General features: G+C 67.6%; 19 protein-coding genes. 6 read left to right on the top strand and 13 right to left on the bottom strand.

Annotated features, from left to right (window positions below; genetic code table 11):
* Nucleotides 1-6 precede the first annotated feature (6 nt).
* Entirely contained in the window at nt 7-1545 is a 1539-nt protein-coding gene (locus IT361_12490) for an amidohydrolase family protein (protein ID MCC6318497.1), read from the top strand.
* Nucleotides 1546-1559: 14 nt separating this feature from the next.
* Here IT361_12490 and IT361_12485 read toward each other — a convergent pair whose 3' ends face one another.
* From IT361_12485 to IT361_12475, 3 genes are all read right to left on the bottom strand, one after another.
* Nucleotides 1560-2894: an amidohydrolase family protein gene (locus tag IT361_12485; protein ID MCC6318496.1), complete on the bottom strand. Its 1335-nt coding sequence runs from the start codon at nt 2892-2894 to the stop codon at nt 1560-1562.
* 232 nt (nt 2895-3126) lie between these two features.
* Nucleotides 3127-3693 carry an elongation factor P gene (gene efp / locus IT361_12480; protein ID MCC6318495.1) on the bottom strand — a complete coding sequence of 189 codons (567 nt, stop codon included), beginning with the start codon at nt 3691-3693 and terminating at the stop codon, nt 3127-3129.
* A gap of 460 nt (nt 3694-4153) precedes the next feature.
* Entirely contained in the window at nt 4154-4717 is a 564-nt protein-coding gene (locus IT361_12475; GenBank protein MCC6318494.1) for an arylesterase, read from the bottom strand.
* 154 nt (nt 4718-4871) lie between these two features.
* Here IT361_12475 and IT361_12470 point away from each other — a divergent pair, with 154 nt between their 5' ends.
* Nucleotides 4872-5618, top strand: coding sequence for an ABC transporter ATP-binding protein (locus tag IT361_12470; GenBank protein MCC6318493.1), 747 nt, complete (start codon nt 4872-4874; stop codon nt 5616-5618).
* A complete protein-coding gene (locus tag IT361_12465) occupies nt 5615-8236 on the top strand; it encodes an ABC transporter permease (GenBank protein MCC6318492.1) in 2622 nt (873 codons plus the stop codon). The genes IT361_12470 and IT361_12465 overlap by 4 nt, the downstream gene beginning before the upstream one ends.
* 6 nt (nt 8237-8242) lie before the next feature.
* Here IT361_12465 and IT361_12460 read toward each other — a convergent pair whose 3' ends face one another.
* The 6 genes from IT361_12460 to IT361_12435 all read right to left on the bottom strand — a co-directional run bounded on the left by IT361_12460 (nt 8243) and on the right by IT361_12435 (nt 15423).
* Entirely contained in the window at nt 8243-10225 is a 1983-nt protein-coding gene (locus IT361_12460) for an Ig-like domain-containing protein (GenBank protein MCC6318491.1), read from the bottom strand.
* A gap of 135 nt (nt 10226-10360) precedes the next feature.
* Nucleotides 10361-11545: a YncE family protein gene (locus IT361_12455; GenBank protein MCC6318490.1), complete on the bottom strand. Its 1185-nt coding sequence runs from the start codon at nt 11543-11545 to the stop codon at nt 10361-10363.
* Nucleotides 11546-11728: 183 nt separating this feature from the next.
* Nucleotides 11729-12586 carry a hypothetical protein gene (locus tag IT361_12450; protein MCC6318489.1) on the bottom strand — a complete coding sequence of 286 codons (858 nt, stop codon included), beginning with the start codon at nt 12584-12586 and terminating at the stop codon, nt 11729-11731.
* 7 nt (nt 12587-12593) lie between these two features.
* A complete protein-coding gene (locus IT361_12445) occupies nt 12594-13328 on the bottom strand; it encodes an SIMPL domain-containing protein (protein MCC6318488.1) in 735 nt (244 codons plus the stop codon).
* Nucleotides 13329-13509: 181 nt separating this feature from the next.
* The gene (locus IT361_12440) at nt 13510-14634 is read right to left on the bottom strand and encodes a PLP-dependent transferase (protein MCC6318487.1); all 1125 of its coding nucleotides are present in this window, start codon (nt 14632-14634) and stop codon (nt 13510-13512) included.
* A gap of 36 nt (nt 14635-14670) precedes the next feature.
* Nucleotides 14671-15423 (bottom strand): CPBP family intramembrane metalloprotease, encoded by a 753-nt coding sequence (locus IT361_12435; GenBank protein ID MCC6318486.1) that lies wholly within the window; start codon nt 15421-15423, stop codon nt 14671-14673.
* 191 nt (nt 15424-15614) lie between these two features.
* On the opposite strand from IT361_12435, the gene IT361_12430 reads away from it, so the two are divergent.
* On the top strand, nt 15615-15965 hold the full coding sequence (locus tag IT361_12430; GenBank protein ID MCC6318485.1) for a PQQ-binding-like beta-propeller repeat protein: 351 nt from the start codon (nt 15615-15617) through the stop codon (nt 15963-15965).
* A gap of 124 nt (nt 15966-16089) precedes the next feature.
* Here IT361_12430 and IT361_12425 read toward each other — a convergent pair whose 3' ends face one another.
* Together IT361_12425 and IT361_12420 are read right to left on the bottom strand one after the other, a co-directional pair.
* The gene (locus tag IT361_12425) at nt 16090-17484 is read right to left on the bottom strand and encodes a RagB/SusD family nutrient uptake outer membrane protein (GenBank protein ID MCC6318484.1); all 1395 of its coding nucleotides are present in this window, start codon (nt 17482-17484) and stop codon (nt 16090-16092) included.
* A 38-nt stretch (nt 17485-17522) separates the two neighbouring features.
* Nucleotides 17523-20546 (bottom strand): SusC/RagA family TonB-linked outer membrane protein, encoded by a 3024-nt coding sequence (locus IT361_12420; protein MCC6318483.1) that lies wholly within the window; start codon nt 20544-20546, stop codon nt 17523-17525.
* Between the two features lie 396 nt (nt 20547-20942).
* On the opposite strand from IT361_12420, the gene IT361_12415 reads away from it, so the two are divergent.
* Nucleotides 20943-23171 (top strand): S9 family peptidase, encoded by a 2229-nt coding sequence (locus IT361_12415; protein ID MCC6318482.1) that lies wholly within the window; start codon nt 20943-20945, stop codon nt 23169-23171.
* 21 nt (nt 23172-23192) lie between these two features.
* Here the strand turns inward: IT361_12415 and IT361_12410 are convergent, their stop codons facing one another.
* A complete protein-coding gene (locus tag IT361_12410) occupies nt 23193-24383 on the bottom strand; it encodes a mannose-1-phosphate guanylyltransferase (GenBank protein ID MCC6318481.1) in 1191 nt (396 codons plus the stop codon).
* Between the two features lie 199 nt (nt 24384-24582).
* Here IT361_12410 and IT361_12405 point away from each other — a divergent pair, with 199 nt between their 5' ends.
* Nucleotides 24583-25341: a class I SAM-dependent methyltransferase gene (locus tag IT361_12405; GenBank protein MCC6318480.1), complete on the top strand. Its 759-nt coding sequence runs from the start codon at nt 24583-24585 to the stop codon at nt 25339-25341.
* A gap of 29 nt (nt 25342-25370) precedes the next feature.
* On the opposite strand, the gene IT361_12400 is transcribed toward IT361_12405, so the two are convergent.
* Complete coding sequence (locus IT361_12400) at nt 25371-26921, bottom strand: hypothetical protein (protein MCC6318479.1); 1551 nt, start codon at nt 26919-26921, stop codon at nt 25371-25373.
* Nucleotides 26922-26995: the final 74 nt, after the last annotated feature.

The following is a 26995-nucleotide window of genomic DNA, read 5'->3' as shown; positions in this document are numbered from 1 at the left end:
GCCTCCATGCCCGCACCATTCCTTCCCGCCGCCCGCCGCCGAAACGCGTTGGCGGTGCTCGCGTTCACCGCCCTGCTCACGCTGCTTCCACGCGTGTTCGCTGCTCAGGCGCCGGATCGTTGGGCTCTGGTCGGCGGCACGGTGATTCCGGCAACCGGAGGCGCAGCGGTCACCGATGCCGTGGTGCTCGTGGAGGGACGGCACATTCGCGCGGTGGGCCCTCGTGCGTCGACGCGCCTGCCCGTGGGTACGCGCGAAGTCGATGCGCGCGGGCGCTTCATCCTCCCGGGGATGATCGACGCGAACGTGCATCTCGTGCTGATGATCACGCCCGAGTTCTACGTGAAGTACGAAGAGCGCTTTTCTGACATCGCCGTGCAGGGCGCGCAGATCGCGCTCAAGTTCGGGCTGACCACGGTCATGGACTCGTGGGGGCCACTTGGCCCGCTGCTCGAAGCACGTCGCCGAATCTCGAACGGCAGCGTCGAGGCCGCGCGTGTGCTGGTGGCCGGCAACATCGCGGGGCTCGGCGGGCCGTTCAGCCCGTATTTCATGGGCACATACGACCTCCGTGGCACCGACCTGCGCTACGGCGGCTGGGTCCACCCGATCATCCAGGCACGCATCAACGCGATGTGGGAGGCCGGGGCCGGTCCTGAACTCCTCGGCATGACGGCCACCGAAGCGGGTCGCGCGATCGCGACGTACCTCGGGCAGGGTCCCGACTTTCTCAAGGTGGCGGTCAGCGCGCACGGCATCGGGCCGGTCGAACCGTTGATGTTCTCGTCCGCCGCACTGGCGGCGATGCGAAACGCGACGCGGCAGGCCGGCAAGCACTTCCAGACGCACACGTTTTCGCTCGAAAGCCTGCGCGAGGCCGTGGCCGTGCACCCGCAGTTGCTCCAGCACCCGAACGTGATGAGCGTACCTCCGTCGACACCGGCGCAGCTCGCGATGCTCGACTCGCTGCTCGCGGAGATTCGGAGACTCGGCATCTACTCAGCGCCGCTCGCCGTGCCTCACGATGCGCAACAGGCGGTCTATGAATCGTGGACCGCTGATGACACGCGCCGCGACCCGCACCTGGGCGCGGTGATCCAGGGGCGTCAGCGCGGCAGCACGCGCGAAGCGTTCGAGGCGCGCCGCGTCCTGCTCCAACGATGGATTGCCAGCGGCGTGAAGTTCGTGATCGGCACCGACCAGGGACCGGAGGCCGCCGAGCTCGGACCCGTGGTCTGGGGACGCATGGGTCGGCGGCATTTCGAGGTCATGGAAGGCCTGCAACAGGCGGGCGCGCGTCCGATGGACATCATCGTCGCCGCCACGCGCCACGGCGCCGAAGCCTACGGACTGGCCGATTCGCTGGGGACGATCGAGGTCGGCAAAGTGGCCGACCTGCTGGTCGTCGACGACGACCCACTGCGCGATGTCGGCAACCTTCGGCGGATCCACCAGGTGATCAAGGGTGGACGTGTGGTGAGCCGCGATGCGTTGCCGACCGTCAAGGTGCTGGAGTTCGATCCGGCGGCGCGCTGGCCGCGTTAGGCCGGGCCCCGGCCTCAGGGCAGGACCGGGTTCCCCTTTCCGCGCACCACCTCGCCGCCTTTCATGACGAAGTTCACCCGCTCGAGTTCCGTGACATCGGCGAGTGGATCGCCGGGCACGGCGATGAGATCGGCAAAGTGTCCCGGCGCGAGGAGGCCGACCTTCTTTCCCCATCCCATGAGGTCCGCCGCGTTGACCGTCGCCATCTGGATCATCTGCATGCTCGTCAGCGGCAACTGTTTGAGATAGCGGAACTGGCGCGCGTTGAGCCCGTGCGGGTACACGCCGGCATCGGTGCCGAAGGCGAACCTGACGCCGGCCCTGATCGCGCGTCCCCAGTTGGCGTTCTGGTTCACGCGGAGCGTGCGCTCCTTCTCGATGATCTTGTCTGGCAGCCCCATCGCCTTCCCTTCCGAGAGGATCCACTCGTCGGTGAGAATGTCGGGGACCAGGTAGGTGCCGTGCTCGAGCGCGAGCCGCACACCTTCCTCGTCGATCAGGCCCGCGTGTTCAATGCTGTTTGCGCCCGCCTTGATCGCCATGCGGATCGCCTCGGCGCCGTGGGCGTGTGCTGCGACCCGCTTGTCCCACATCTTTGCCTCGGCGACGAGCGCGTTCATCTCCTCCTGCGAGAACTGGGGCGCTCCCACCGATTCCTCCTCGGAGAGCACACCCGCGCCGGCGGAGAACTTGATGAGGTTCGCGCCGTACTTGACGTTCTCGCGAATGCGCTTGCGGATCTCGTCGATGCCGTCGACGGTCCCGCCCGACGACCTGATCGCGAGGTACGGCGAGAAGCCGTTGAGATCGCCGTGGCCACCGGTGGCCGAGAGCGCCCGTGAGGCCACCGCCATCCGCGGGCCGGGGATGTCACCGCGATCGATGGCATTTCGCAGCGCGACGTCCACGTACTCCGGGGCCGCGACGTCACGAACCGAGGTGAATCCGGCTTCGAGCGTCCGGCGCGCATTCAGGTGCGCGGTGACGGCGATGTCGATCGGCGAGCGGCGGAACAACCCCTCGTAGTAGTCGGTTCGCGTGCTCGTCAGGTGTGTATGGACGTCGATCAGGCCAGGGAGCAGCGTGGCCGAACCGAGGTCGATCACCCGGTAGCCGCTCGGGATGGCGAGCTTTGCGCCCGCCGCAACGATCGTGTCGCCGTCAATGAGCACGACGGCATCGTCGACCCGCTGTCCCGCTTTGGGGTCGATGAGATGGGCGGCGCGCACCGCGATCCGGCGCGGCGCTGACGTCGGTGCCTGCTGCGCGCCGAGGGGCGCGGCGAACGCGAGGGCAACCAAGAGGGATGCACGCATGACGGTCAGGTGGGGGACAACGACGAACGCCATCGAGCGAGGCGTTGCCTCATTCTGGCGAGCCATGGGGCGATCGGATAGTCGGGGGCTACCTTCCCCCTGCCCTGGGCCACGTCGTGCCGCTGCGGTGCTCGGCGTCACGCCACCATGGCGATGTGGCCTGTTCGCCGGCTCCAGGGGGCCGCAAGCTCGGCAGGGGGCGAACGAAAGCGGCGCCGATCAGTTGATCGGCGCCGTCGCGGGCCCAATCGAACCCCAGCCGTCTTCAGTCCTTCGCGCGATCGAGATACTCGCCCGTGCTCGGATTCACACGGACGCGCTCGCCGGATGCGATGAACTCGGGCACGTTGATCGTCACGCCGTTCTCCAGCCTGGCCGGCTTGTAGGAGGACGTCTTGGTCGCGGTCTTCATGACCGGGGACGTGTCCACGATCTCGAACACGAGGTACTGCGGCAGTTCGATCCCGATCGGGCGGCCGTCATAGTACTCGGCCAGGATCTGCATGTTGGGCACCATCCACTGGGCATTGTCCCCCAGGGCCTCGGCGTCCATCTCGATCTGGTCGAAGTTCTCGGTGTTCATGAAGTGGTACGTGTCGCCGCCCGAGTAGAGGAACTGCAGCTCGTGCGTCTCCATGGACGCCTTTTCGATCGCGTCGTCGGCGCGGAAGCGATGCTCGAAGTTCGAGCCGTTCCGGAGGTTCCTCATCTTGGTCTGCACCATCGCACGCAGATTGCCGGGTGTGTGATGGCGGAAGTCGATCACGCGGCAGGGATCGCCTTCGAAGACGATCACCATGCCTTTTCGAATCTGGGTCGCGGGAACAGCCATTGGTCAGTCGGAAAGCGGTAAAGTTTTGCAGCCATGCAACTTATGCAGCAGCAAGCCTGCTGTGAAGGGCCCGGGGTATTGGGTAGCGGGTGAGTTTGGCCCTCTACCGGGTAGTGGCCTGACCCAGCTACCGGGGCCTGGCCGACCGGCCGCCGATCGCCGTGTGCCCTCGCCCCGGGGCGGGAGCGCGGGTCAGCAGCATCATGACTGGCGCGACTCTGCGATCGTCGGCGCGGGCGTGAAGATCGCGCAGCTGCGATCCGTGATCCCTTCGTCCGTGTCGACGCGAGTGTGACGATCGTGACCGACTCGAGTGAGGCCGCTTCCGTCGATTCGAGCACGCCCGCGGGCCGGATACGTGGGAGGCGTGTCGAGAGGTTTCCCTGAGGCGCCTCGCGAGGTTCCGCAGGCGGACAGCACTTGCGGAAGACCCGACGCAGTACGGGAGACCCCGATGCAGTTACGAGCGACCCGAGGGCTTCCAGGCGGCCAGGAGAGGCTGCAGGCCACGCCACACGTTGCCGGCGACCACCTTCGCCCCAGCGGGGTTGGGGTGGATCCCATCGCGCTGATTGAGGCTGGCAACGCCCGCGATCCCGTCCAGCAGGAATGGCAGCAAGGTCGCTTGCTCCTCACGGGCAACCAGTTCAAAGCTCTCGTGAAAACGGCGGGTGTACGCCTCGCCCAGGTTGGGAGGTGCCTCCATCTGCACGAGGGCGACCTGTGCGCTGGGCAGGCGCTCGCGCACGTGGCGGATGATGGCGCGCAGGTTTGCTCGCGTGGAATCGATGTCGAGACCCCTCAGGCCATCGTTGGCCCCGGTCTCGATGACGACGACCGCGTAGGGATTTCGCAGCAGCCAGTCGATGCGCCGGAGCGCGCCAGCGGAGGTTTCGCCGCTCAGGCCCGCATTCTGGATCGCGATCCTGTAACCCGCGGAGTCCGCCATCCGTTGCATGACGGAGGGATAGGCGTCGTTGGGATCATCCAGCCCGTAGCCCGCGGTGAGGGACGTGCCGACCATCAGCACCTCGGCCGTACCGGACGCCGGGGTCTCAGGCGTGGGGGCGGTCGCGGCAGAGGGCGTGGCCGAATCGGGCGCGGCGGTCCCGGACGTATCTTGTTTCGCGTTGCTGCAGGCCAACGACGCGCAGAGAACGACACTCAGTCCAAATCGCATGCTTGAAGCTCGACAGCTCACGAAAGAGTTCGACAGCGGGACGCATCGCCTGACGGTGCTGCGCGACGTCGGGTTCCAGATCGAGCAGGGCGCCCTGGTGGCGATCGTCGGCCCGTCGGGCAGCGGCAAGACGACGCTGCTCGGCCTGCTCGCCGGCCTCGATACCCCGTCACGCGGCCAGGTGTTGCTGGACGGCGCCGACCTCACGGCGATGACCGAGGACCAGCGCGCCCAGCTACGCGGCGAGAAAGTTGGGTTCGTGTTTCAGTCCTTTCAATTGATCCCGACGCTCACCGCCATCGAAAACGTGCAGGTTCCTCTCGAACTTCGTGGCGAGACGCGGGCAGCGAGCCGAGCCCGTGATCTCCTCGAGCGTGTCGGGCTGGCGGACCGCCTCGACCACTTCCCCTCCCAGCTCTCCGGGGGCGAGCAGCAGCGCGTGGCGATTGCGCGGGCGTTCGTGAACCAGCCGCGGATTCTCTTTGCGGACGAGCCCACGGGCAACCTCGACGGGGCCACCGGCGCGCGGATCGTGGCGCTGCTCGAACAGCTCAACCGTGAATCGGGTTCCACCGTCGTCCTCGTCACGCACGATATCGGGCTGGCCGAGCGTACTCAGCGCGTGATTCGCCTGGCGGACGGCGTGGTGGTGGAAGACCGCCGGACGGCGCACGCCGTGCCGGGCGGCAACGGCCACGGCACCCTGCCCTCCGCGAGCGCGCGCACGGCCGGGGAACCCGCGTGAACGCCGCCGGCCATTCCGGGACCAACGCGCCGCTCCGCGCGCTCTTTTCGCTGGCCTGGCGCGAGTCGCGCAGTACGCGCCGGCGGCTGCTGCTCTACATGTCGTCCATCTCGTTAGGCGTCGCCGCGCTCGTGGCGATCGACTCCTACGCGGGGAACGTGACGCGGTCGGTGCGCGAACAGTCAAAGGCCCTTCTTGGGGGCGACGTCGCGCTGTATCCTCGCGGCGCCTTCACCCCTCGTGCCGATTCCCTGCTCGACTCACTCGCGGGAGAAGGCCTGGCGATCGTGCGACAGTCGTCCTTCGCGTCCATGGCCCTCACGCCGCGCACCGGTTCCACGCGGCTGGCCCAGGTGCGCGCGGTGACCAGCGGCTTCCCGCTCTACGGTGAGGTCACGACGGCGCCCGCCGGCGCCTGGTCCGGGCTGCACGAGGCGAAGGTCGCCGTGGTCGACCCGTCGCTGCTGGTCTCGCTCGGCGCACAGGTGGGGGATTCGGTACGGCTCGGCTACGCCTCGTTTGTCATTTCCGCCGCCCTCTCCAGCGTGCCCGGAGACCCCGGCTTTGCGTCGACCTTCGGTCCGCGCATCTACATCAGCGATCGCTGGCTGGGCGAGACCCGGCTGCTCACGTTCGGGAGCCGCGCGGACTACGAGGGCTTCGTGCGACTCCCCGACGGCACGAACGTCGAGAGCTGGCTCGCGCCGCTGCGCGCGCGCTTCGACTCGTCGGGCGTGCGGGCCCGGACGGTTGCCCAGCGCGAGAACTCGGTGACCGAGGGCATCGACACGCTGGCTGACTTTCTCGGAATCGTCGGCATCATTGCGCTGCTCCTGGGTGGCGTTGGCGTGGCGAGCGGCGTGAACGCGTGGGTCGCCCGCAAGATCGATATCGTGGCCGTGCTCCGGTGCGTGGGCGCGACGAGCCGCCAGGTGATGTTGATCTACGCCACGCAGGCCGCGGCGATGGGGCTCATCGGAGCCGCGGCCGGCGCGCTCATGGGGGTCGGCATCCAGTTCGCGCTCCCGGGGCTCATCAGGGACTACCTCCCGGTGGACGTGACGACGCGCCTGGAGCCCATGGCAATCGGCACCGGTGTACTCCTCGGCGTGTGGATCGCGCTGGCCTTTGCGCTGCGGCCCCTCGTGGCGATTCGGCGCATTTCTCCGCTGCAGGCGATTCGACGGTCGGTGGATCCGACCGCCGGCCGGCGCCGCGGGGCGGACTGGGCCCTTCGCTTCGTGAACCTGTTCATCGTCGCCACGGTCATCGGGATCGCGGCGACGCGCGCAAACTCGCTCCGCGAACTCGCGGCGTTCAGTGGCGGAATCGCGGGCGTGATCCTGCTGCTCTGGGCCAGTGCCGTTGGCCTGTCGCGCGGCGCGCGACGCGCGCTCAGACAGGGATGGCCATATGTCGTGCGACAGGGCGTGGCGAACCTCTACCGTCCGGCAAACCAGACACGTGCGGTGATCCTGTCACTGGGGTTTGGCGCATTCCTCGTTTCGACGCTCTACCTGGTACAGGCCAACCTCCTGCAGCAGCTCCGCGTCACGCAGCAGTCCTCCAGAGGGAACCTGATCTTCTTCGATGTGCAGGGCGATCAGGGCGCCGGCATGGACACGATCCTCCGCCGCATCGACGGGGTACAGCTGATCGAGCGCACGCCCATCGTGACGATGCGGATCTCGGCGGTGAACGGGCGCCCCGTGACCCGCCAGCGGCTCAATCCAACGGACGCGGAGCGGCAGCAGCAGCGACAGTCGCCCGACAGCGCGCAACCGCGGGGCTGGGCCACACGACGCGAGTACCGATCCACCTATCGCGACTCGCTCACCTCATCGGAGAAGCTCGTTGCCGGGACCTGGTTCGGCGCGACGAAGGGACCCGGAGGCACGCTGATCGATGAGGTGTCTCTGGACGCGGAGATCGCGGCCGACCTTGGTGTGACCGTCGGCGACAGCGTGACCTGGGATGTGCAGGGCGCAAAGGTCGTGACACGCGTGACCAGTCTCCGCGAAGTCAACTGGGCGCGCTTCGAGACGAACTTCTTTGCCGTGTTCCCGTCGCGAACGCTCGAGGACGCCCCACAGACCTTTGTGGTACTCGCCGCAGCCCAGGAAGGTCGTCCGATCGGCGAAGCCCAGCGCTCCGTCGTGCAGCGCTACCCGAATGTAGCGAGCATCGACCTGACGATGGTCCGTCGCACGATCTCGGAGATCTCCAACCGCGCGACGCTGGCGATCCGCTTCCTCACGATCTTCAGCCTGGCGATGGGTGTGCCGGTACTCTTCAGCGCCGTGGCCGCCACGCGCCGGGAACGCGTCCGTGAGGGAGTGCTGCTCAAGACGCTTGGTGCGACCCGGCGGCAGATCGGCCGTATCCTGCTGTCCGAATACGCGTTGTTAGGCTCGCTTGGCGCCCTGTCCGGCATCGTGCTCTCGATGGGCGGCGCGTGGGCCATCATGCGGTGGACGTTCGAGCAGCCCTTTGCGCCGGCCACGCTGGCGGCGATCGGCATCGGCGTGGCCATGCTGCTGATGGCCGTCGGCATCGGCCTGCTCAGCGGTCGCGACGTCTTCAGGGAGACCGCGATGACCGCGCTGCGGGAGAACTAGCGGCGGTCAGTTGAGCCGCACCACCCAGATCCTGGCCCCGGAGTTCGTCACCGTCCCGCCGCCTGGCGTCTTCAGGTTGAGTGTCACCGCCGGGGAGCCGGCGGCGCGGCGGTGGAGGTAGTAGTTCCCTGAGCCGGAGAACGACGTCGAGGTGAAGGTGCCCGGGAAGCTGGTCACCAGCAGCGGATAGACGCCGTTGTTCACCCCGCTCTGCACGTCGCGCATGTCCCAGCTCGCGTATGTGTAGCGAGGGTTGAGTCCCGGGATGGCGAGGTTGTCGGTGTAGTTGGCGACCAGCCAGCCCCCGATGACTTCGTCGAACGTGCGGCCGGCGCGGAGCGTGAGGTTGGCGATATCCACCTCCGGGCCCTTCGCCAGGTTGCGGAAGAAGGCCCGCGCGTTGCCGCTGGAATAGTGGTCGGCGGCGTAGCGCACGAGCGCCCATGCGGCGCCCCGCTGCGCCAGCTCGGTGCGCGTGCGCGCCGAGGTCGGACTGGCGGTATCCGGGTGCAGCAGCCAGAAGCGGAAGCGCGTGAGGTTCTGGCGATAGAAGGCCAGGTAGTCGTTCTGCTGCGAAGCGCTTGGGTTCACATCGCTCGTCCGCAGGCTCTGGAAGTCACCAAAGCCACTGACGCGTCGACCCACGACCTCCTCGGCAAAGTGCGACAGCGCCTCGTTGAGCCACGCGACCTCGAAGGCCTTTACCTCGGGATTGTACTGCCGCACACTCTGGTTGATCATGTGCTGGAACTCGTGCGCGATCGTGCCGCGGGTCACCTGACGCACACCGGCGGTGGTCCTGGCATTGCCGTTGATCGTGGCGTTGGGGTCCGGCGCGAGCAGGTAGAAGATCTCCTGTTCGTTGGTCTGGTTGCGACAGTCGTTCGTCGCGGGGTACTCGTTGCGCCGGATGAGATCTCCGCCGAAGAAGAATCCGCCGACGATCCCGCCGGAGCCCGCCGGCGTGAGCTTGTTCACCTCTGGTGTATAGAGGATGCCGACGCGCTGGTCGTTGTTGAGGTCCGTGGGGGCTCCGAACCACAGGGTGTCTGCCGGGAAGATGACCTGATCGAACTCCTGCGCTATCTCGTTGTAGTCGGTCGTCGAGAGCTTGCCGGGTGGCGACGCGAGGTCTTCCATGATGGTCGCGCGCGCCGAGACGGTGCGCACGACGGCGCGCACCGTGATGAAGTCGCGGCAGATGTTCTTGCCGGTGTTGAGGTTCGGGACGCGGATGGTGACCGTGTCGCCGGGCGCGGCGACCGCGGCCGCTGCCTGCACCGACATTGCGCTCCCGGCGCCGCCGAGTGACCTACGGCGCCCCTGTGTCGAAGGCAACGCGTCACTCGTGACGGCACGCTCGTAGGCGCGCAGGCGGTTCTCGACGTCGTCGACCCGCTGCATCGCCTGCATGGCGAGAATAGCACGGGGATCGCGCAGACCGTAGCTCGAGGCCAGCGGGCGCGCGCTCGCCGATGTCGAGGACAGGGAAAACGTGAAGTTGAGCGTGTCGTCCTGCACCGGTTTCGCGTTGCCAACCACGTACAGGAAGTCCTGCTGCGCGGCGGGGGCGGTGAGCGTCGTGCACCCAAAGGCCGCCGATCCGCGCAGACGCCGGACTTCACCGACCGCGTAGGCGGTGGGCGCCGCGCAGGGATTGGGGTCGACGATGAACAGCGCGCTTGCCGTCGCCGAACCGCTGCGGGCCGTGATGGCGGCTTCGCCTGGCGCAACACCCTTCACCCACCCCGTGTTCGAGACCGTGGCGATTGCCGGATTGGACGAGGACCATTGCAGACTCGCGCCGGTCACGGTCTGCCCATTGCCATCGACCACGCGCGCGGTGAACTGCACGGAGTCACCGACGACCACGAACTCCGCCGAGACTGACAGGCTCACCGTCGTGGCGGACTGCCCCGGGTCAACCGTATCCTCGCTCCGGCAGGCAGCGAGGGCGACGAGGGCGAGCAACAGCAGTCGGTTCTTCATGCGCAGCACGGCGAGTGGTCGGTGGTGACACGCGGGGTACGCATCCGAGGGGCCGGAGCCGGACGTTCGCACGCGTCCCCGGCCTGAGACACTCAGGTACCCCTCATACCCTTGTTGAGATACGGCAGTGGGCCGCTACCGGACGGGCTCCACTCTGAAGAAGTCGATCCCCGCCGCCTGCTGGCCGAGGTCGACTGTCGCGACGCTGGTGAAGGTCCGAAGGTCGAAGATTTCGAGCGTCCCTGGCTCCGACCCCTTTCCCTCTTCGGTCACAAAGGCGTAGCGATTGTCGGGCGATACGACCACGCCATGCACCACCCCCTTGAACGTCGGGATGCGCTGCAGCTCGGCGCCGGTGGCGAGATCAAAGACGGAGAGCGACTTGCCGCGCTTGTTGGTGGCAAGGAGCAGCTTGCCGTCGGGCGAGACCGCGAGGTTGTACACGCCATCACCCGCGGCAAATCGGCGGGTCATTGCCCATGTGGCAAAGTCGATCTCCACGATCTCGTTGGACTTGTTGCACGCGACGTAGATGCGATCTCCCTTGACGGACGGTTGCGCCCAGGTCGGGGAGCACTGCACGTTCGTGGCACTGGCCATCGCCGCATCGTGGCTGGCCGCGCCACCGTGGCCCGCGTGCGGCATGGCGCCCGGGGCACCCTTCATCCCGGCCTCCTTGCCCCTCGCGAGCATGAAGTGCCGAGACACCTCGAGCGAACGGGTGTCGATCTCCGCCAGCACGTCATCCATCATGCACGCCGAATACTGGTGCGTACCCTGTGGGTTCACGCGCGAGCCGTGCGGCATGGTGCAGGTCGTGATGCGTGCGATCTCGACCATCTCATCGGTGGACACCACGGAGACGGACGATGGCACCATTTCGCCGTGCACATTGAAGTTGACGATGAACGCTAGCGAGCCATCGGGCGTCGTCTGGATGGTGGCCGGAAAGAGGCCGAGCGTGATGCGGCCGAGGAGCTTGTCGTCGGCGGTGCTGAACTTCCAGAAGGTGCCGTACGGCGTCCCATGCGCGATCGAGACGTAATACGCAGACCCGTCGGGCGAGACGCTCACGCCGTGCGGCCCATTGATCTCGGTCGGCATCATGCCAACGCGCTGTTGCCGCTCGATGCGCGCGCCCCTGGGGCCAAAGCGCACGAGGGCCAGCTGATCCGCGGACTCGGCGACGGTGAAGACCAGGTAGTCCTGGGTCGGCGGTTCGGGTCGAGGAGCGACCTTTCCCGCGGTGGACTGGGCCCCGGCATTCAGGGCCCAAAGCACGAACACCGCGGCAGCAACGCGTGAGCGGAGGGAGGACATGGGTTCAAGCTACACGTCAGTCCTCGTGGGCGGGATGGGCGGCGCCCTATATGCGCCGGCACGGGGCAGCCGGGTTCGTCGGCGCCGCGGGTTCAGATCCGTCCAGCCGGTTTGCTCCGTCCCGGGGTCGCCCTGCGCGGCCGCGTTCGCCACATCGCGCGTCGTTCGTTGCGACGGGCGGACCTAACGACGCAGCACGTACACCCCGCCCAACCGCAACGTGGTCACGTCCTGTGGCTGCGAGAACAACTCGCCCACGAGCCGCACGCGCGAGTTCACCTCGAGCGAGGCACCGGCAACCGCGGTCAGACGCGTGAGGTCCACTTCCACCTCCGTGGTGTCCACGTTGTTCAGCCGATCGGTGAACCCGACCCTGAACCGCGGACGCAGCGCCGTTGCACCGACGCCGAGATACGGCCGGAGCCGCGACTGCGCGCGGAAGGTGAGGACTCCCTCCACGCCAACCATGTTCGGCTCGTACGTGTCCTCCGACGGACGGTCGGCGTAGCAGGTGCCCGCGGGGTTGCCCACCTGGATCACGTCGGGCGAACACGTGATGGGACCCTTGACCTCCCCGATGGTGGCGTGCGCCCGCACCAGGACCGACGTGCGGCCGCCGCCGAGCGCGCGACCGTAGCCGAGCGCCACGGCAAACAGATTCGGCGTCGCGTCCATCACCGTGATTGGCGGGAGGTATGTGGCCTCCAGGGCAAACCCGGCGCCGAGGCCGATCGCCACCCGCGGGCGCGGAAACACCGGCGTAAGCTCGGTGTTCTCCGTCTTGCTGTTGGTGTAACAGGTCTCCGGTCGGCGGATGTCCTCGCTCGGCGTCGGCACATAGGTCGCGTCGAAGCCGAGCCGTACTTCGCCGCGCGCCATCGGGACCACGTTCCCGCCCGGCGAAAACGCGATTGGCGCCGCGAAGAAGGCCAGCATCTTCGCCTCCCGGCTATCGGATCCCGGGCGACAGACCTGGGCCTCGAGCTGGACGGCGCCAACGGTCACGACAGCGGCAAGGGCAACGCGGGCGAGATGGTTCATGGCAGGCCTAACGAATGGTGAAGGTCACGCGAACGACGGCCGTCACGTCCTTGTCGATGGACGTCACATCGTTGATACCGTAGTCCGCGATTTCGGTGGAGAACCGCGGGGTAATCTGGAAGACACCCATACGCGCCTCGCGCACTGCGCCGATCTGGCCACCGGTGCTCCGCACGATGGCTTCGGCACGGGCGCGTGCGTCGCGCGTGGCTTCTTCGAGCAGCTGTGTCCGGATGTCGGACAGCCGGGTGTACACGTACTCCGGCGCCTGCGCCTGAACCGGGATGCCCTCGGCGATGAGGCTGCTGATGCGCTGCGACGAGCGGGTGATGCCGTCGACGTCGGGCGAGCGCACCTCGAAGCTCTGTGACGCCCGATTCGTGAGGATGCGCCCGGTCTCGCGACCATCGTCGGTGAGTTCGGGAACTCCGGCCGCCTCGACGGGCCGGGCGGTCACCAGGGAATCTCCGATGCGCTCGGACGTAAGGAACTGCCTGACACGAACGGCGTGGCGTGAGAGCTCCTGTGACGCGGTGGCGAGCGACGGCGACTGTACCGCCACCGTGAGCCGCCAGACGACAAAGTCGGATCGGATCGGGCGTCGTGCCGAGCCCGTGACCGCGACCTCTTCATTGCCGCGTCGGATGTCCTTGAGCGAGCTCGAAACGGCGATGAGCCCGATGACGAGCCCGAGCGCGAGGGCGGCGAGCCCGTACAGGTGTTGGCTTTTGCGATCGTCCATGTGATGCAGAGGGTAGTCGGTGGGGGCGGTGGAGGCCGGTGTGGGCGACGAAAGGTGGAAGAGAGCCGATGGGGGGCGGGTTCCGGAAGATGGAAGCCGTCCCGATCTCGATCGGCCGACCCGGACGTTACCTGACGAGGAACGATGGGCCCCCGTGGGGCGCGCCACCCGGTGGCCCGATTCAGGATCGCGGGAGCGCCTGCAGCAGGTCGGCCAGCAGATCCTCCGCGTCCTCGAGCCCGACGGAGAGCCGGAGCAGGTTGTCCGGCGTCGGTGAATCCGGCCCTTCGATCGACTTGCGATGTTCGACGAGGCTCTCGGTCCCACCTAACGAGGTGGCCCTGGTGAACAGACGCAACCGACCGGTGACGGCCATGGACTCGGCAGCGCCACCACGCACCTGAATGGCGAGCATCCCGCCGAAGCGCGTCATTTGCCGGCGCGCGACCTCGTGCCCGGGATGGGTCGGGAGCCCCGGATAGTGGACCGCCTCCAGCCCTGGGTGCGCGGCGAGCGACTGGGCGAGAACAGACGCGCTCGCGCACTGCTGCGAAAATCGGCAGGCCAACGAGGCGATCCCCCGGTGCACCAACCACGCGTCGAACGGCGAGGGCACGGCGCCAGTGGTCGACTGCAGCAGCCGTATGCGCGCCCAGAAGTCGTCCGTGTGGCGAGTAACGAGGGCGCCGCCCAGCACGTCGGAGTGGCCGCCGTGGTACTTGGTGGTCGAATACATCGCGAGGTCCGCCCCGAGCGCCAGGACGCGCTGGCCGATCGGCGTACCCCAGGTGTTGTCGACCACCAGCCGCGCGTGCCCACCGTGTGCGATGTCCGCCAGGGCGGCAACGTCGCTGACAGTCAGCGTGGGGTTCGACGGCGTCTCGGCCCACACGAGTGCGGTGCTCGGCCGCATGGCCGCCTCGACCGCGGCCAGGTTGCTCGTGTCGACGATCGAGTGCTCCAACCCCCAGGTCGCAAACACCTGGGCGAGCAGCTTCTTTGTCCCGTAGTACACCTCACGCGGGCAGATCACGTGATCGCCCGGCCTGAGCGCCTGCAGCACCGCGGTCGTCGCTGCAAGCCCGGACGAGAACGCCGCCGCGTCGGCACCGGCGTCGAGCGCGGCCAGCGCGGACTCGAGACTCGTGCGGTTGGGCGCCTTTTCGCGCGAGTAGATGTATCCGCTGGCGAAGGATCCGTCTTCGTTGCGGAGGTACGTCGTGCTGAGCGTGATGGGCTCGGCGATCGCGCCGGTGGCGGGATCAGGCTGGCGGCCGGCCCGGACCGCGATGGTGGCGAGACGCATGGACAGAAGCTACATGCCCGAAGCTTCGCTGGCGCCTCAGCCGATGCGCAGTATGAGGAGCAGCACGTCGTAGAGCGCGTGCGTCCAGGCTGTGATGCCGAAGCCACGGAGCACGTACAGCCCACTGAAGGCGAGGCCGGCGACCGTCCGGAAGGTGAACGACGCCATCGTGAACTGATCGCCGTAGCTGCCGACGTAGTGGAACGCCGAAAAGATCACGGCGCCCGCCATGGTGGCGAAGAGGCCGCTCGCCCACGGCCCCCACGAAAATGCCGTGCGGCCGACCCAGAGCAGCGCGCCGACCAGGATGACCCTGAACAGCAATTCTTCGTAGAGTCCCGCACCGAGCGACACCATGAGCGTGGCCGGCGCGCCGAGGTTCTGGTCCGCCATGGCGAGGCGCGCCATGGGGCCCAGCAGCCGCGTCGTGATGGCTCCGACGACGGTGCCGAACACGACGGCGAGCACGAGCGACTCAGCGAACATCGGGATGAACATCCGGCCGTGGATGCCGCCATGCTTCCTGACGTCCCGGTAGACTGCGACGCCGACGACACCGGCGAGCACTGCGACAAACACCAGCGGCCCGCGGGCGCCGAAAAGGGCGATGAACGGCGCCTTGATCATGACGTCGGCGCCGTTGCGCACCCCACCGCTTGCGCCACTCAGCGCCGCGGCGAGCAGCTCGTAGAGCACGAAGAGCGGGAGGGCGAACGTGAAGCTGTAGCGCGGAGCCCGGCTGTCGTGCAGGTAGGTTCGGCGGGTGGATGGAAGCGGCGTCAGGCGCATGAAGGAACCTACGCGCCGCGGGTGGCCGGCGTTTCCCGCGGCCCGCGCGTTCCCGCGAACGTCGTTCCCAATGGCGGGTAGTGGGTCAGTTGACCCACTCCCCAATGGCGCCTTCAAGCCGAGGTCCGCAGGTTTCCGATCCACCGTGCGGGGCCAAAGGCTCCGTGAATCCTCAACAACGGATCTCCTCCATGGCCCGCGCTCGCACATGCCTTGTATACGTCGGCATCAAGTCGCACGTCGTTGCCTTCGACCGGAAGACAGGCGCTGAAGTCTGGCGTGTTCAGCTGCCAGCGAAGTACAAGAGCAGCGCCTCTTTCGTGACGGTGGTTCGCGACGCTGACGGGCTGTTTGCCGCGTGCGCGGGCGAGATCTTCGCCATCGATCCGAGGAACGGAACCTTGCAGTGGAAGGACGAACTCAAGAAGCTCGGCACGGGACTCGTCACGATCGCCACGGACCTCGGGGGTTCAACCGCGATCGAGGCGCTCGGCGAATATGCGGCGCAGCAGGCGGCCGCTGCGGCCAGCGCCACGCTCTGACAACGCCGTCCGGCGTCGGCCCTGGATCCGGAAACACATTGGGTCGTACGGCGCGACAGGTGCATGAACGGAAACGGCCGGGCGCGATGGCCCGGCCGTTTCACGTGGAGCTACGGACGCGCGCCTAGCAGCCTGCAGGCGGCTTGTTGATCGTGACGCGCGCCAGACACTCGGCGTTCGGAATCGGCATGACCCGGGCGACGAAGTGGTTCGGCCGGTCGAGCGGGAGCTGACCCAGCCGGCCATAACGCCGCATGTCGTGCCAGCGGTGTCCCTCGAAGAGCAGCGAGAGCCACGACTCGTACAACAGCGCGTCCAGCTGCTGCGCCTGCGTGGTGCCGAGGGAGGCGAGCGCGGTCAGGCCACCCGACGTCGTGCGTACCGCATTGATGTCCTGCAGCGCCGCGTTGGCGTTGCCGGTCATGATATTGGCCTCGGCGCGAAGGAGCAGGAGTTCTTCGGCGCGAACGACCGGACCCGGCGAAGAGTTCGTGGGATAGATCGCGAACTTCTGCGTGGCCGGAATGCCACCGGCACCCGGTGCGGGCACCGGAGCGGCCAGCGGCGTGAGCTTGGCCTTGCGCAGGTCAGCGCTGTCCGCCCCCGTAATCGGCTGGGCGTGCGCGTACAGCTGCCCGTTCACGACGGACGACGCCCCGTTCTGCGTATCGCCGGCTGTGGTCGAGTAGATGTGATACACCCCCTGGTCGAGGATCGTGCGCGTCACGGCCGACCCGAGCGCCGGGATCCACGTCTCGGCCAGCGCGGTGAGACCAGCCTGGTAGCAGCTGGCGCCGCAGCCTAACGACCCGCGATAGATGTTCGCCCGCGCCGCAATGGCCCGGTTGAACCGCAGGAAGGTCGACGGCGTGTTGAACCCGGTCCACCCGGTGTGCATGGTGAACGGGAACGCGGCGCCGCCGGCCTGCAGGTCCGCCTTGGCCGCGTCGAGCGTGCCAACGATGAACTTGTAGGCCGAGTCGCGCGTGACGAACGGCGCCGGCTGCGTGATGACGTCGGTGATCGTCACGGGAATGCCGAGCGTGTCCCGCGAGATGATCAGGTACAGCGCGTCGAGGGCCGCGATGGTGTTGGAGAAGCCCTTCGCCGCCCGCTTCTGCGCGTCGGTGAGCGTCGAGGCGTCGATGGTCTTGTTGAACGCCTTGACGTTGCGCATCTGCTGGAATCGCCCGTTCCAGTTCCCCGCCGCAAAGCCCGCCGGGTCCAGTTTGGGCCCCGGGATGCCGATGAGGTAGTTGGAGACGGAACGGGCGTCCGTGGTGGAGTACTGGTACGACTCGCGACCGAAGTAGCCGAAGTCGTTGACCATCCCGGACCATTGGTCGCGCTCGGCATCGAGGATACCGGTGGCGAGCAGCTGAATGCCGTTCGGGTCCTTCGCGACGCCCTCGACCGTCGGCCGGTTGTAGTCGCGGACGTTGAGCGCGTCGGGGTTGCACGCCGACACGGCCATGACGGCCGCGGCGGCGATCACCGCGCGTGCGAACTGGCGGTTCATGGAGTGCCTCGAGGGAATGAAGGTGGTTGTCATGAGGATCACCACCCGAGGTCGACGGAGAGGAAGAACGAGCGGGTCGGCGGGAACGGCGCAAGGTCGACGACGCGCGCGACCACGGAGCCACCGTTGTTCACTTCGGGATCGAAGCCGTTGAACGGCGTGATCATGAAGAGGTTGCGACCCGAGAACGTCAGGCGACCGGAACGGGCGCCGGGGATCTTGCTGAACCAGCCCTGCGGCATGTCGTACGACAGTGCCACTTCGCGCAGCTTGGCAAACGAGGCCTTCTGGACGTAGTAGGTCGCGTCCGAGCCACCGCCCCACGCGTTGTAGCGCCACTCACCCTTGGTGGCGCCGATCGCCGGGTCGGGTGAGGGATCGTCGTAGTCCCACGTGTTGCCGCCCTCGTCGTACAGGTTGAGCGTGAGGCTCGACATGTAGCCGCCGTGCTTGTAGTCCGCCACCGTGGTCAGGGTCAGGCGGTTCCACTGCACATCGTTGGCGAAATTCATCGTGTACCGGGCATTGCCATCGCCCAGCGGTGAGTTGCCCACCGTCTGGCCGTTGATCTTCTTGTTGCCGAAGATCATCGAGACCGGGTAGCCCTGGGTGAACAACAGGCGGCCGTAGGCGCCACCAAAGCCACCACCCGACGGCGCGCCGAACGGCGTCACGCCCGGAGGAAACTCGGTCACGTCCTGACGGTTCTGGTACCACGTGGAGCGCGAGGTCCACGTGAGGTTGTCGGTCTGGACCGGGATGGCGGTGAGACCGATTTCGTAGCCCTTCGACTGCATCTCGCCGCCGTTGATGATGCTCGACGTCACACCGGTCGATGGCGCTGGCACCGGGCGCACCAACAGGTCGGTGATGCGGCGGTTGAAGTACGTCGCCTCCACCCGCAGGCGATCACGCCACATCGACGCGTCGAAACCGACTTCGACCTCGTTGTTCACTTCGGGCTTGGCGTCCGGGTTGTTCACGACCGTCGACTGCACCACCGACGTGGCGCCGCCGATCTGGCCACCGCTCGCGAGCACGAGGAAGCGCTCGCCGTACTGCGGCTGGTTGCCGGCCTTCCCGTACGAGGCGCGGACCTTGAACTCGCCGACGCCCTGGATCGGATTGACGAACCGGTACGACGCTGACGCACGCGGGAAGTAGAAGTACTTCTCCGGGTCGCCGTTCACCGACGATCGCTCGGCGCGAACCGCGGCCGAGAGGTAGAGCTTCTCGCCAAAGAGGAGCAACTCCTCCTGTGCGAGGTACGCCTGGTTGCGCACGAGCTGGCGACTCTGCTCCGCCGTGAGGTTCTGGGCCTGTGCGTTGGCGTTCACCTGCTGCGGTCCGAGACCGCGCGCGATCAGGTTGTAGTCGTTCAGGGCGCGCTCTTCGTACTGGAGACCGACCTGCGTGGTCGCGTTCATCCACGAGAACGAGGTGTTGTTCCACACCGCGGACAGCGTCCCGTTCATGAAGCGGTTGGTGCCGTTGCCCTGAATCACACCGCCCGGGAAGTTGCCGGCCTGCGGCGTGCCAAGACGCAGCTGCTGCAGGGTGGGCGGGCCGTATACATACGACTCGTTGCTGTAGCGATCCACCCCACCGATCGCCGTCACGTTCACGTTGTTCTTGTCCGACGCATAGGCCGCGTACGTGCCACGCCCGGAGAAAATCATGCGCCAGATGTCCTCATCGTTCTTCATGAGGTCGTACGTCTGGAACGGATTCGAGCTGGTGCGGATCGAACCGCCCGGGAACGGATTGTCGACGATCATCCCGTTCGCCTGACGACGGCTCCAGTCGGTGATGGCCGGCGTGTAGCCAAAGGCGTAGAGCGGCGACGAGAATGTGTTGTCGTTGTTCGAAATGCCGCGGGCGCCCTTGGAGCGCAGGATGTTGGTGCCGACCGACAAATTGATCTTGGAACCGATCGAGTGGTCGACGTTGGCCCGGATGCCCTGGCGCTTGGCGTACGTGTTGACCGCCGTGCCCTGCTCGTCCTTGTTGTTGGCCGAGACGAAGTAGCGCGAGTTCGAGCCAAAGCCGCCAGTCAACGTCGCCACGGTCTCATACGACGGGTCGCTGCGACCGAAGAGCTGGTCGACCATGTCGTAGTACGGGCAGTTGGGCGTGCAGTTCGCGTTGATGACCGGCACCGCGTCGGCATTGCCGCCGTAGAAGTCGAGCACCTGCTGCGCGTTCTTCCAGTGGCGCGAACCGGGGTTGTTCATCAGGGTGAACGTGCCGACCCGCTGCGTCAGGTTGAAACGCGGGGCGCCGCCGGAACCGCGCTTGGTCGTGATCACGACCACGCCGTTGGTCGCCTGCGATCCGTAGATAGCCGATGCGGCCGCGGACTTCAGGATCTCGACGCTCTCGATGTCGTTCGGGTTGATGTCGGCCAGGCGGTTGGTGCCGTTCTCTTCGCCGGAGTTGAGCTGGCCGGTGAGCACCGACTGCCGGGTCGCGCGCACGGAGTTCGAGATGATGACGCCGTCAACGACGAAAAGGGGCTGAATGTTGCCGAGCAGCGACGAGGCGCCTCGGACCTGGACCTGAGCACCGCCGCCGGGCGCGCCGTTGTTCATCGAGAACTGGACGCCGACCGTCTTGCCCTGCAGCGCGTTTTCGATGGAGACCGCCGGGACGCGCGCGATGTTCTCCGCCGTCACGGCCGAGATCGCCGTCGCCGCGTTCTTGCGGTCGATCGTCGTGGCGGCACCGGTGATCGTCACGCCCTCGAGCTGCAGGACGTCCTTCTCGAGCGAGAAGTTCTGCGTGTTGGCGTTCGCATCCACGCGCAGCTGCGCGCGCTTGTAGCCGATCGCACGCACCTGGATGGTGACATCGCCGCTCGGCGCGCGCAGGCGGTACTGCCCTTGCTCGTTGGTCCGGGCGCCGCCGGCGCTCCCGACCACTCCGACAATGGCGTCGCTCAACGGCTGTCCGGTCCCTGCAACCGTGACCGTGCCGCTGATTTCGCGCTGTTGGGCAGCGGCCGGCTGGCTGCCGACCACCATCGCCAACGTCGCGAGGGTGAACACAAGGAACTTTCGCACTGGAACCTCCCCTGGGTAGGGAATGAAGGCACGCCGCCAGGTGCGGGCATGCGACCCGCAGGCGGCGCGTGGAGGTTGGGGCCCCCACGAGCCGGCAATTCTCGCTGGCGGCCGTAGTAAGTCAAGAAATCGTGACGAGAGGATTGGGGATGGCCGGACCCCTGGCGTGATGAACGGTGTCGGACCAGCGGTCGAACGGACGCGCGGTTCCCTCGGCACGCCCGTGTTCACACGTCGCTTCGCCGCCCCGGGGAGCACGGTTTTTCCTGCCATCTCGCAGCCGACTGGCTGAGTCTGAGCGAGGCGGCCGCCCAGGTCGGGACAGGCCCGCGGCGGCCTCTTGCCGAGGTCCGGTGCAGCCCCGAGGTTGGCCGTATCACCTCTTGAGCCCGCCCCATGCGCCGATCCGTCGGGTCCACCCTTCTCGTCCTCTGCGCGGCCGCGCCACTCGTCGCGCAGAGCACGACTCGTCAGGCAGCCTTCACCGCCAGCGACGCGCTGGATGTCACCACGTGGACCGTCGCCGACCTCTCTGCTGACGGCCGATGGATCGCCGCGACGTCCACCACGCGCCGCGCCTCCCTTGGCGTCGACTACCGACGCGACGGCGACCCGTCGTACATCCGACCGGCGAGCCTCCGACTGCAGGTCATCGATTCCCGCACGGGCGATTCGACTGCGGTCCTTCCCGGTCCAGCCAACGTCCGCGCCGTCACCTGGTCTCCCAACGGTCAGCGTCTTGGCCTTCTGTTGCTTCAGGGTGAGCGCTTCGTGCCGCACACGTGGGATCGCGCGACACGCCGGCTCACGCGGCACGTCGTGCCGGCCGGGAGCTATGTCGCCGAGAACTCGGATCTGCAGTGGACCGCTGATGGGTCGCGCATCCTGGTCGCCGTGCGTCCCGAATCCTGGCTCACGCGCGTCTCCACCGAGTTTGATCGCATGACCCGTGGGCCCATCTTCGTCCAGGACTCCCGCGATCCGTTCCTCGCGTGGGACGCTCTGCGGCGGCTGGGAAACATCAGGTCGGTGGTGTCCATCGAACTCGCCAGCGGCCGGGTTTCCACACTCGTGCCCGAAGGCATGATCTCGCAGTACCGGCTCAGCGCCGATGACTCGATCGTGACGTATGCCGACGACATCACCGCCAGGACCGACTACGACGTGATCTTTGGCAGCGAGCAGAAGCTGCTGGCGCGACGGGTTTCGAGCGGGGAAGTCGTCACGGTGCATCCGACGCTCAAGGGGATGACGCTGACGTGGGCGGACGACGGTCGCCGCTACGCCATGACGCGCGAGGGCCGGGTGTCGGTGGCGCGTATTGGGGTGAGCGGCCTCCGACAGATCGCGGGACCGGACAGCGGAAGTCGAGCTGCGGAGGCCGACACCTCGGCGACGGCGCGCGCCGCGCGGGCCAACCAGCGCTTTGCCGCGTCGCGATGGTCGCCGGCCGGCGACGCGCTGCTGCTCACCAACCCGCAGGGCTTCTGGATCGCGGACACCACGGGTCGCCGCACGCTGGTGCTGCCCACGGACACGTTGCCTTCGTCTCCCCGCTACGTCCCCGCCGCCTGGAGCACCGACGGACGGTACGTGTACTTCACCTATGCCTCACGCACGCGATGGGAGCGAGGACTTGTGCGCCTCGACCGCACGTCAGGCGCGGTGCAACCGTTGGTGCAGGACGCAAAGCTCTACCAGGGGTTCCGTCTTGCCCGCGCCGGCGACGTGATGGTGTTCTCGTCAGGCGACGGCAACCGCCCGACGGATCTGCACGTGGCCGACGGCGCCATGCAGAACGTGCGCCGCCTGACGAATGCGAACCCCTGGTTGTCCCAGCGAACGCTCGCACGCACGGAGCTGCTGACCTATCGCGACGTCGACGGGCGCACGCGCTACGGCGTGGCGTACCTGCCTCCCTCGGGCACCGGACCTCGCCCCACGCTGTTCAACGTCTACGAGGACTTCTTTGACGACACGTTCGACGCGACGGTGAACGTCCTCGTGTCGGCGGGCTACGTGGTCGTGAAGCCCTCGGTGGCGTTCGAGACCGGCTTTCCGGGAGAAGCGTGGCTCAAGGGCGTGACCTCGGCGGCGAATGCGCTGATCGACCGCGGGATCGCCGACTCGGCGAAGCTCGGCGTGTTTGGCACGAGCTACGGCGGCTACGCGACCAACCTGCTCATCACGCAGACGAACCGCTTCAAGGCCGCGGCGAACACGTCCGGCAAGGTGGACCTCATCTCGTTCTACACCGACAGCCCTCGGCTCGGCGTGCGCAACATCCACGCGGCCGAAAAGAGCCAGGATCGCATCGGAGCCACGCTGTGGCAGCAACCGCAGAAGTACGTCGCGCACTCAGCGATCATGTTTGCCGATCGGATCACGACACCCCTCCTGCTCCTCACCGGCGAGCAGGATTCGAACGTGCCGGCCGGGAACTCGCGCGAGATGTATTACGCCCTGCGTCGCCTGGGAAAGGAGGTGACGTGGGTCAACTACATGAACTCCGGGCACGGCATCCCCGGCACCAACGTCGCGGAGTTCACGGACTACCACGATCGCCTGCTGTCCTTCTTTGGCCAGCACCTCAACGGGCGGCCGGCGCAGGCGACGCAACCGTAGGCGGTGGCAGTGTCGTAGTGGTCAGCCTGTGCCAGGCGCGCGGGACCCGCGACCAACCTGTCGCACGTCGGGCGGCAGGCGGTCGAGCAGCGGGCGCAGGTCGGTCGCGCGATCGACCGTGGTCACGAACGTGATACCGTCGAGCGTCACCACGAGCAGGTTGTCGACGCCGAACAGCACCACGTCAGAGCCCTCGGCGTGCACGATGTTGCCCGTCGCCTCGACAAAATGCGAGCTGCCGTGGCCGCCGTTGCCGTCATCGTCGAGATCGCGGGCACGCTTGAGGGATGCCCAGGTGCCAACATCGTCCCACCCGAACTCGCCGGGAACGACGACCAGCATGTCGCTCCGCTCGAACAGGCCGCGTTCGATGGACGTCGACTGCACGGACGCAAAGAACGCGTCGTGGGCACCGTTGGCGAGCGCGTCCAGGGCCGTCGCCACCTCGGGGGTGAGCTTGCGCAGGGCGTCGAGCATCACGCGTGAGCGCCAGACGCACACGCCGGTATGCCAGACCGCGCGGCGCTCGATCAACGAGGCCGCCAGTTTCGCTGACGGCTTCTCCACGAACTGCGACACGAAGGCCGCGCCGCCGCCCGCAAAGGGCTGGTCGATGGCCACCGCGGCCGCGGGCACCGCGTAACCGAACGCCGGATCGGCCCGCCGCGCCGGACTCCCGATGGTGACGATCACGTCATCGCGCGCCGCCACGCCACCGGCGTGCCGAAGGGTGTGCCGAAAGGCATCAGGAAAGGACACCGCAATGTCGGCGTGCAGCAGCGCCACCAGGGTGTCGGGTCCGGCGCGTCGCGCCACCTCCTGGGCGCCGAGGGCAACGGCGGCCGCCGTGCCTAACGGTCGCGGTTCGACGAGCACGTTCTGCGCCGGTACCGTGGGGATTGCCGCCCGGATGGCGTCGGCAATGTCGGCGCTCGTGACCACCAGCACACGCTCGGCGGGAATGAGCGGGTCCAGCCGTCCGATGCATTCGTCGATCAGTGGTCCTTCGCCGAGCAAGCGCAGGAGCTGCTTGGGTCGCGACGGGCTCGACAGCGGCCAGAAGCGCGAACCAATGCCGCCAGCGAGCACCACGGCCCACATGGCAGCATCCGCGCCCAGCAGCGGGGTCGCCGAGCGCTGCTCGCCGGGCAGCACACTGGCGCCGGCTTCGGTGGCGATGATCGTCGGCGCGGTCGGGGTCGGGATCGACAACGTGAATCGGTGGTCAGGGCCTCGCGTGCTGGCGCGCGAGTGCGTGAAGGGTAAGGGCTCGGGGGTGGGCGCGGAACGGGGAGCGCGCGCGCGGGGTTCATTGGGTCGCGGAACCACCACCTCACGGCGCGGTATCGACGAACGGGCTCCGAGTGCATCTGCTGAAGCCAGGCGCGCCGAACCGCCACCGCCGCCCCAAATGCTCTCACCCCAGGACCTGAGTCGCGTCGACATGAAGGCGGTGCTGCGCGATGCCGCGCGCAAGCAGGGCTTCGTGACGCCGATGTTCGAGCACATCGCGCCCCGTTACGATGCGTTCACGCGACTCTTCAGCTTTGGGATGGACGCGAGGTGGAAAGGCACCATGCTCGGCTGGTTGGCGGCGCAGCATCCCGCGCCGGCGCGCATCCTCGATGTGGCGTGTGGCACCGGCGATCTGGCGCTGGTCGCTGCGCGGCGGTTCCCCAACGCGATGGTCACCGGCGTCGATGCCGCGGAGCGCATGATCGAGTTGGCCAGGTGCCGCACGAGTGCTGCGCGCAGCACCAGCGTGCAGTTTCTTGTTCAGGATCTCACCCGCACCTCGTGCGCGTCAGCGTCGATCGACGCGATGCTCGCGGGATACGCCTTTCGCAACATCCCGCGGCTCGACGACGGGCTCGCCGAGGCTGCGCGCGTCGTGCGGCCCGGCGGCTGGCTCTACACACTCGACTTCTATCGTCCGACCGCGGCCTGGTGGCGCGCCACCTTCCTCGGCTGGCTGCGAGCCAGCGGAAGCGCTGTGGGGTGGTGGTGGCATCGGGCGCCAGTGATCTATGCGTACATCGCCGACTCGATCGACGCGTGGGTCGACGTCGATGGATTCGAGGCTGCGCTGGCGCGGCACGGTTTTTCGGTGGAGCAACGACGCATCGTGCTGCTGGGTGGCGTTGCTATGCACGCGGCACGACGCCAATGAGGTCACGGCGCCAGTGGGCGCCCGTCGCGTCAGGCCGCGGGATCGCTCGTGGCGGAGCCGACGGGCTCGAGGTGCGTTAAAGATGCGCGGACCGATGCCCGGTGAGGGACGGAGGGCGCAGGCTCGAGGATCGACGACGGTTCGCGTCGGAGCGCGATCGAGAAGGTCGACCCGAGTCCCTCGGCGCTCTTTACCGACAGGCGCATCCCCATGCGCTCGCACAGTTGTCGGCTGATCGCGAGCCCCAGCCCGTTTCCTCCCTGCACGCGCGCGGAGGGGGCGGCGGGCTCGAAGGGTTCGAAGATGGTCCGTTGGCGGTCGGGCGCGATGCCCGGCCCCGTGTCGATCACGTCGAGGCGCTCCGGGACGCCGAGCGACGAGAGCCGCAGGACCACACGAACCGAGCCTTCGCGTGTGAACGCCAGCGCGTTGCGCACGAGGTGGATGATCACCTGCCGCAGATGGACCGGATCGGCGGCGACGGTGTGCACGCCGACGGGCACCTCGATGCCGAGCCGCACCTGCGGACGGACGCGAGGCTCGAGCCCTGCGATGACGTCCCGCAGGAGCGGCGCGAGTTCACACTGCTGCATGTCCACCTCGACTCGGCCGGCTTCGATCATCGCGAGATCCAGGATGTCGTCGACGAGGCCGAGGAGATTGGCGCCGCTGGTCCGGATCCGATGGAGGTGCTCGAGGTCACGGGGCGATGCGGTCGTCGAGAGCGAGCGCGTGAGCAGCGTCGAGAATCCGATAACCGAGTTGAGCGGGGTGCGGAGGGCGTGACTCATGCTGGCCAGGAAGGTGCTTTTCGCCCGGTTGGCGGCGTCGGCGCGCCGCGAGGCCTCCTCGAGGTCCGTGGCCATCTGCTTGCGCGCCGCCACATCGCGCTCCAGGACGTCCTGTGCCTGACGAAGACTCGCCGCCATGTCGACCAGCCGGCGCTCGGTGGCGTGCGCGCGACTGAGTTGAAGCTCCGCGTCGGCCCGCCGCGCCTCAAGCGCGCAGCGATGCCTGGCATTGCGAATCACCCGGCGACGCACGGCGCTGGCCCAGTCGGCAGCGACTCCCGTGAACAGGAGCCCGGCGAGGAGAAAGAGCACCGTGGCCGCGGCGCCAAGGAACGACGGAGTCGCCACGACGGCCAGCGGGAGATGTGCCGCGCTGCCCAGCAGCGCACCGAGCCAGACGAGTCGCGGCTCGTTGTAGAACGCCGTCAGGGCGGTCGCGATGAAGAACATGAAGCGACTCGAGTCGGCGAAGCGCAGCTCCCATGACACGAGCGCAGCCGCCACGTGCAGCATGAGCACGAGGGCCAGGCGCTGGCGCGCATTGCGACCTCGGACGAGCACAGCCAGGAGAAGGAGGCTGGTCGCCGCTCCCCCGGGGATCGGCTCCCGCTGCCACAGCGCCAGCACCACGGCCGCGAGCAGCAGACCGACGAGGGCCACGCGCGTGCGCCGCGTCGCGCGCTCATGAAGCGCCGCGAGCGCGCGCTCGACGAGGTGTCGCGAACGATCACTGTCTCCGTCGAAGTCGCAGGTGACTCGCGGAGCACGTGAGGCTGCCGATCCGGCCATGTGCTTCCCAGGCGGGTGATGGATGCACGGCCGACGGCCATGCCCCTTCCGCGGAAGTATCGGCGGGCGGCGGC

It is taken from the genome of Gemmatimonadaceae bacterium, from assembly GCA_020846935.1.
Classification (GTDB): Bacteria; Gemmatimonadota; Gemmatimonadetes; order Gemmatimonadales; family Gemmatimonadaceae; genus RBC101.
Note: the sequence above shows the minus strand (reverse complement) of the source record. Positions and strands in the feature narration are given on the sequence as shown.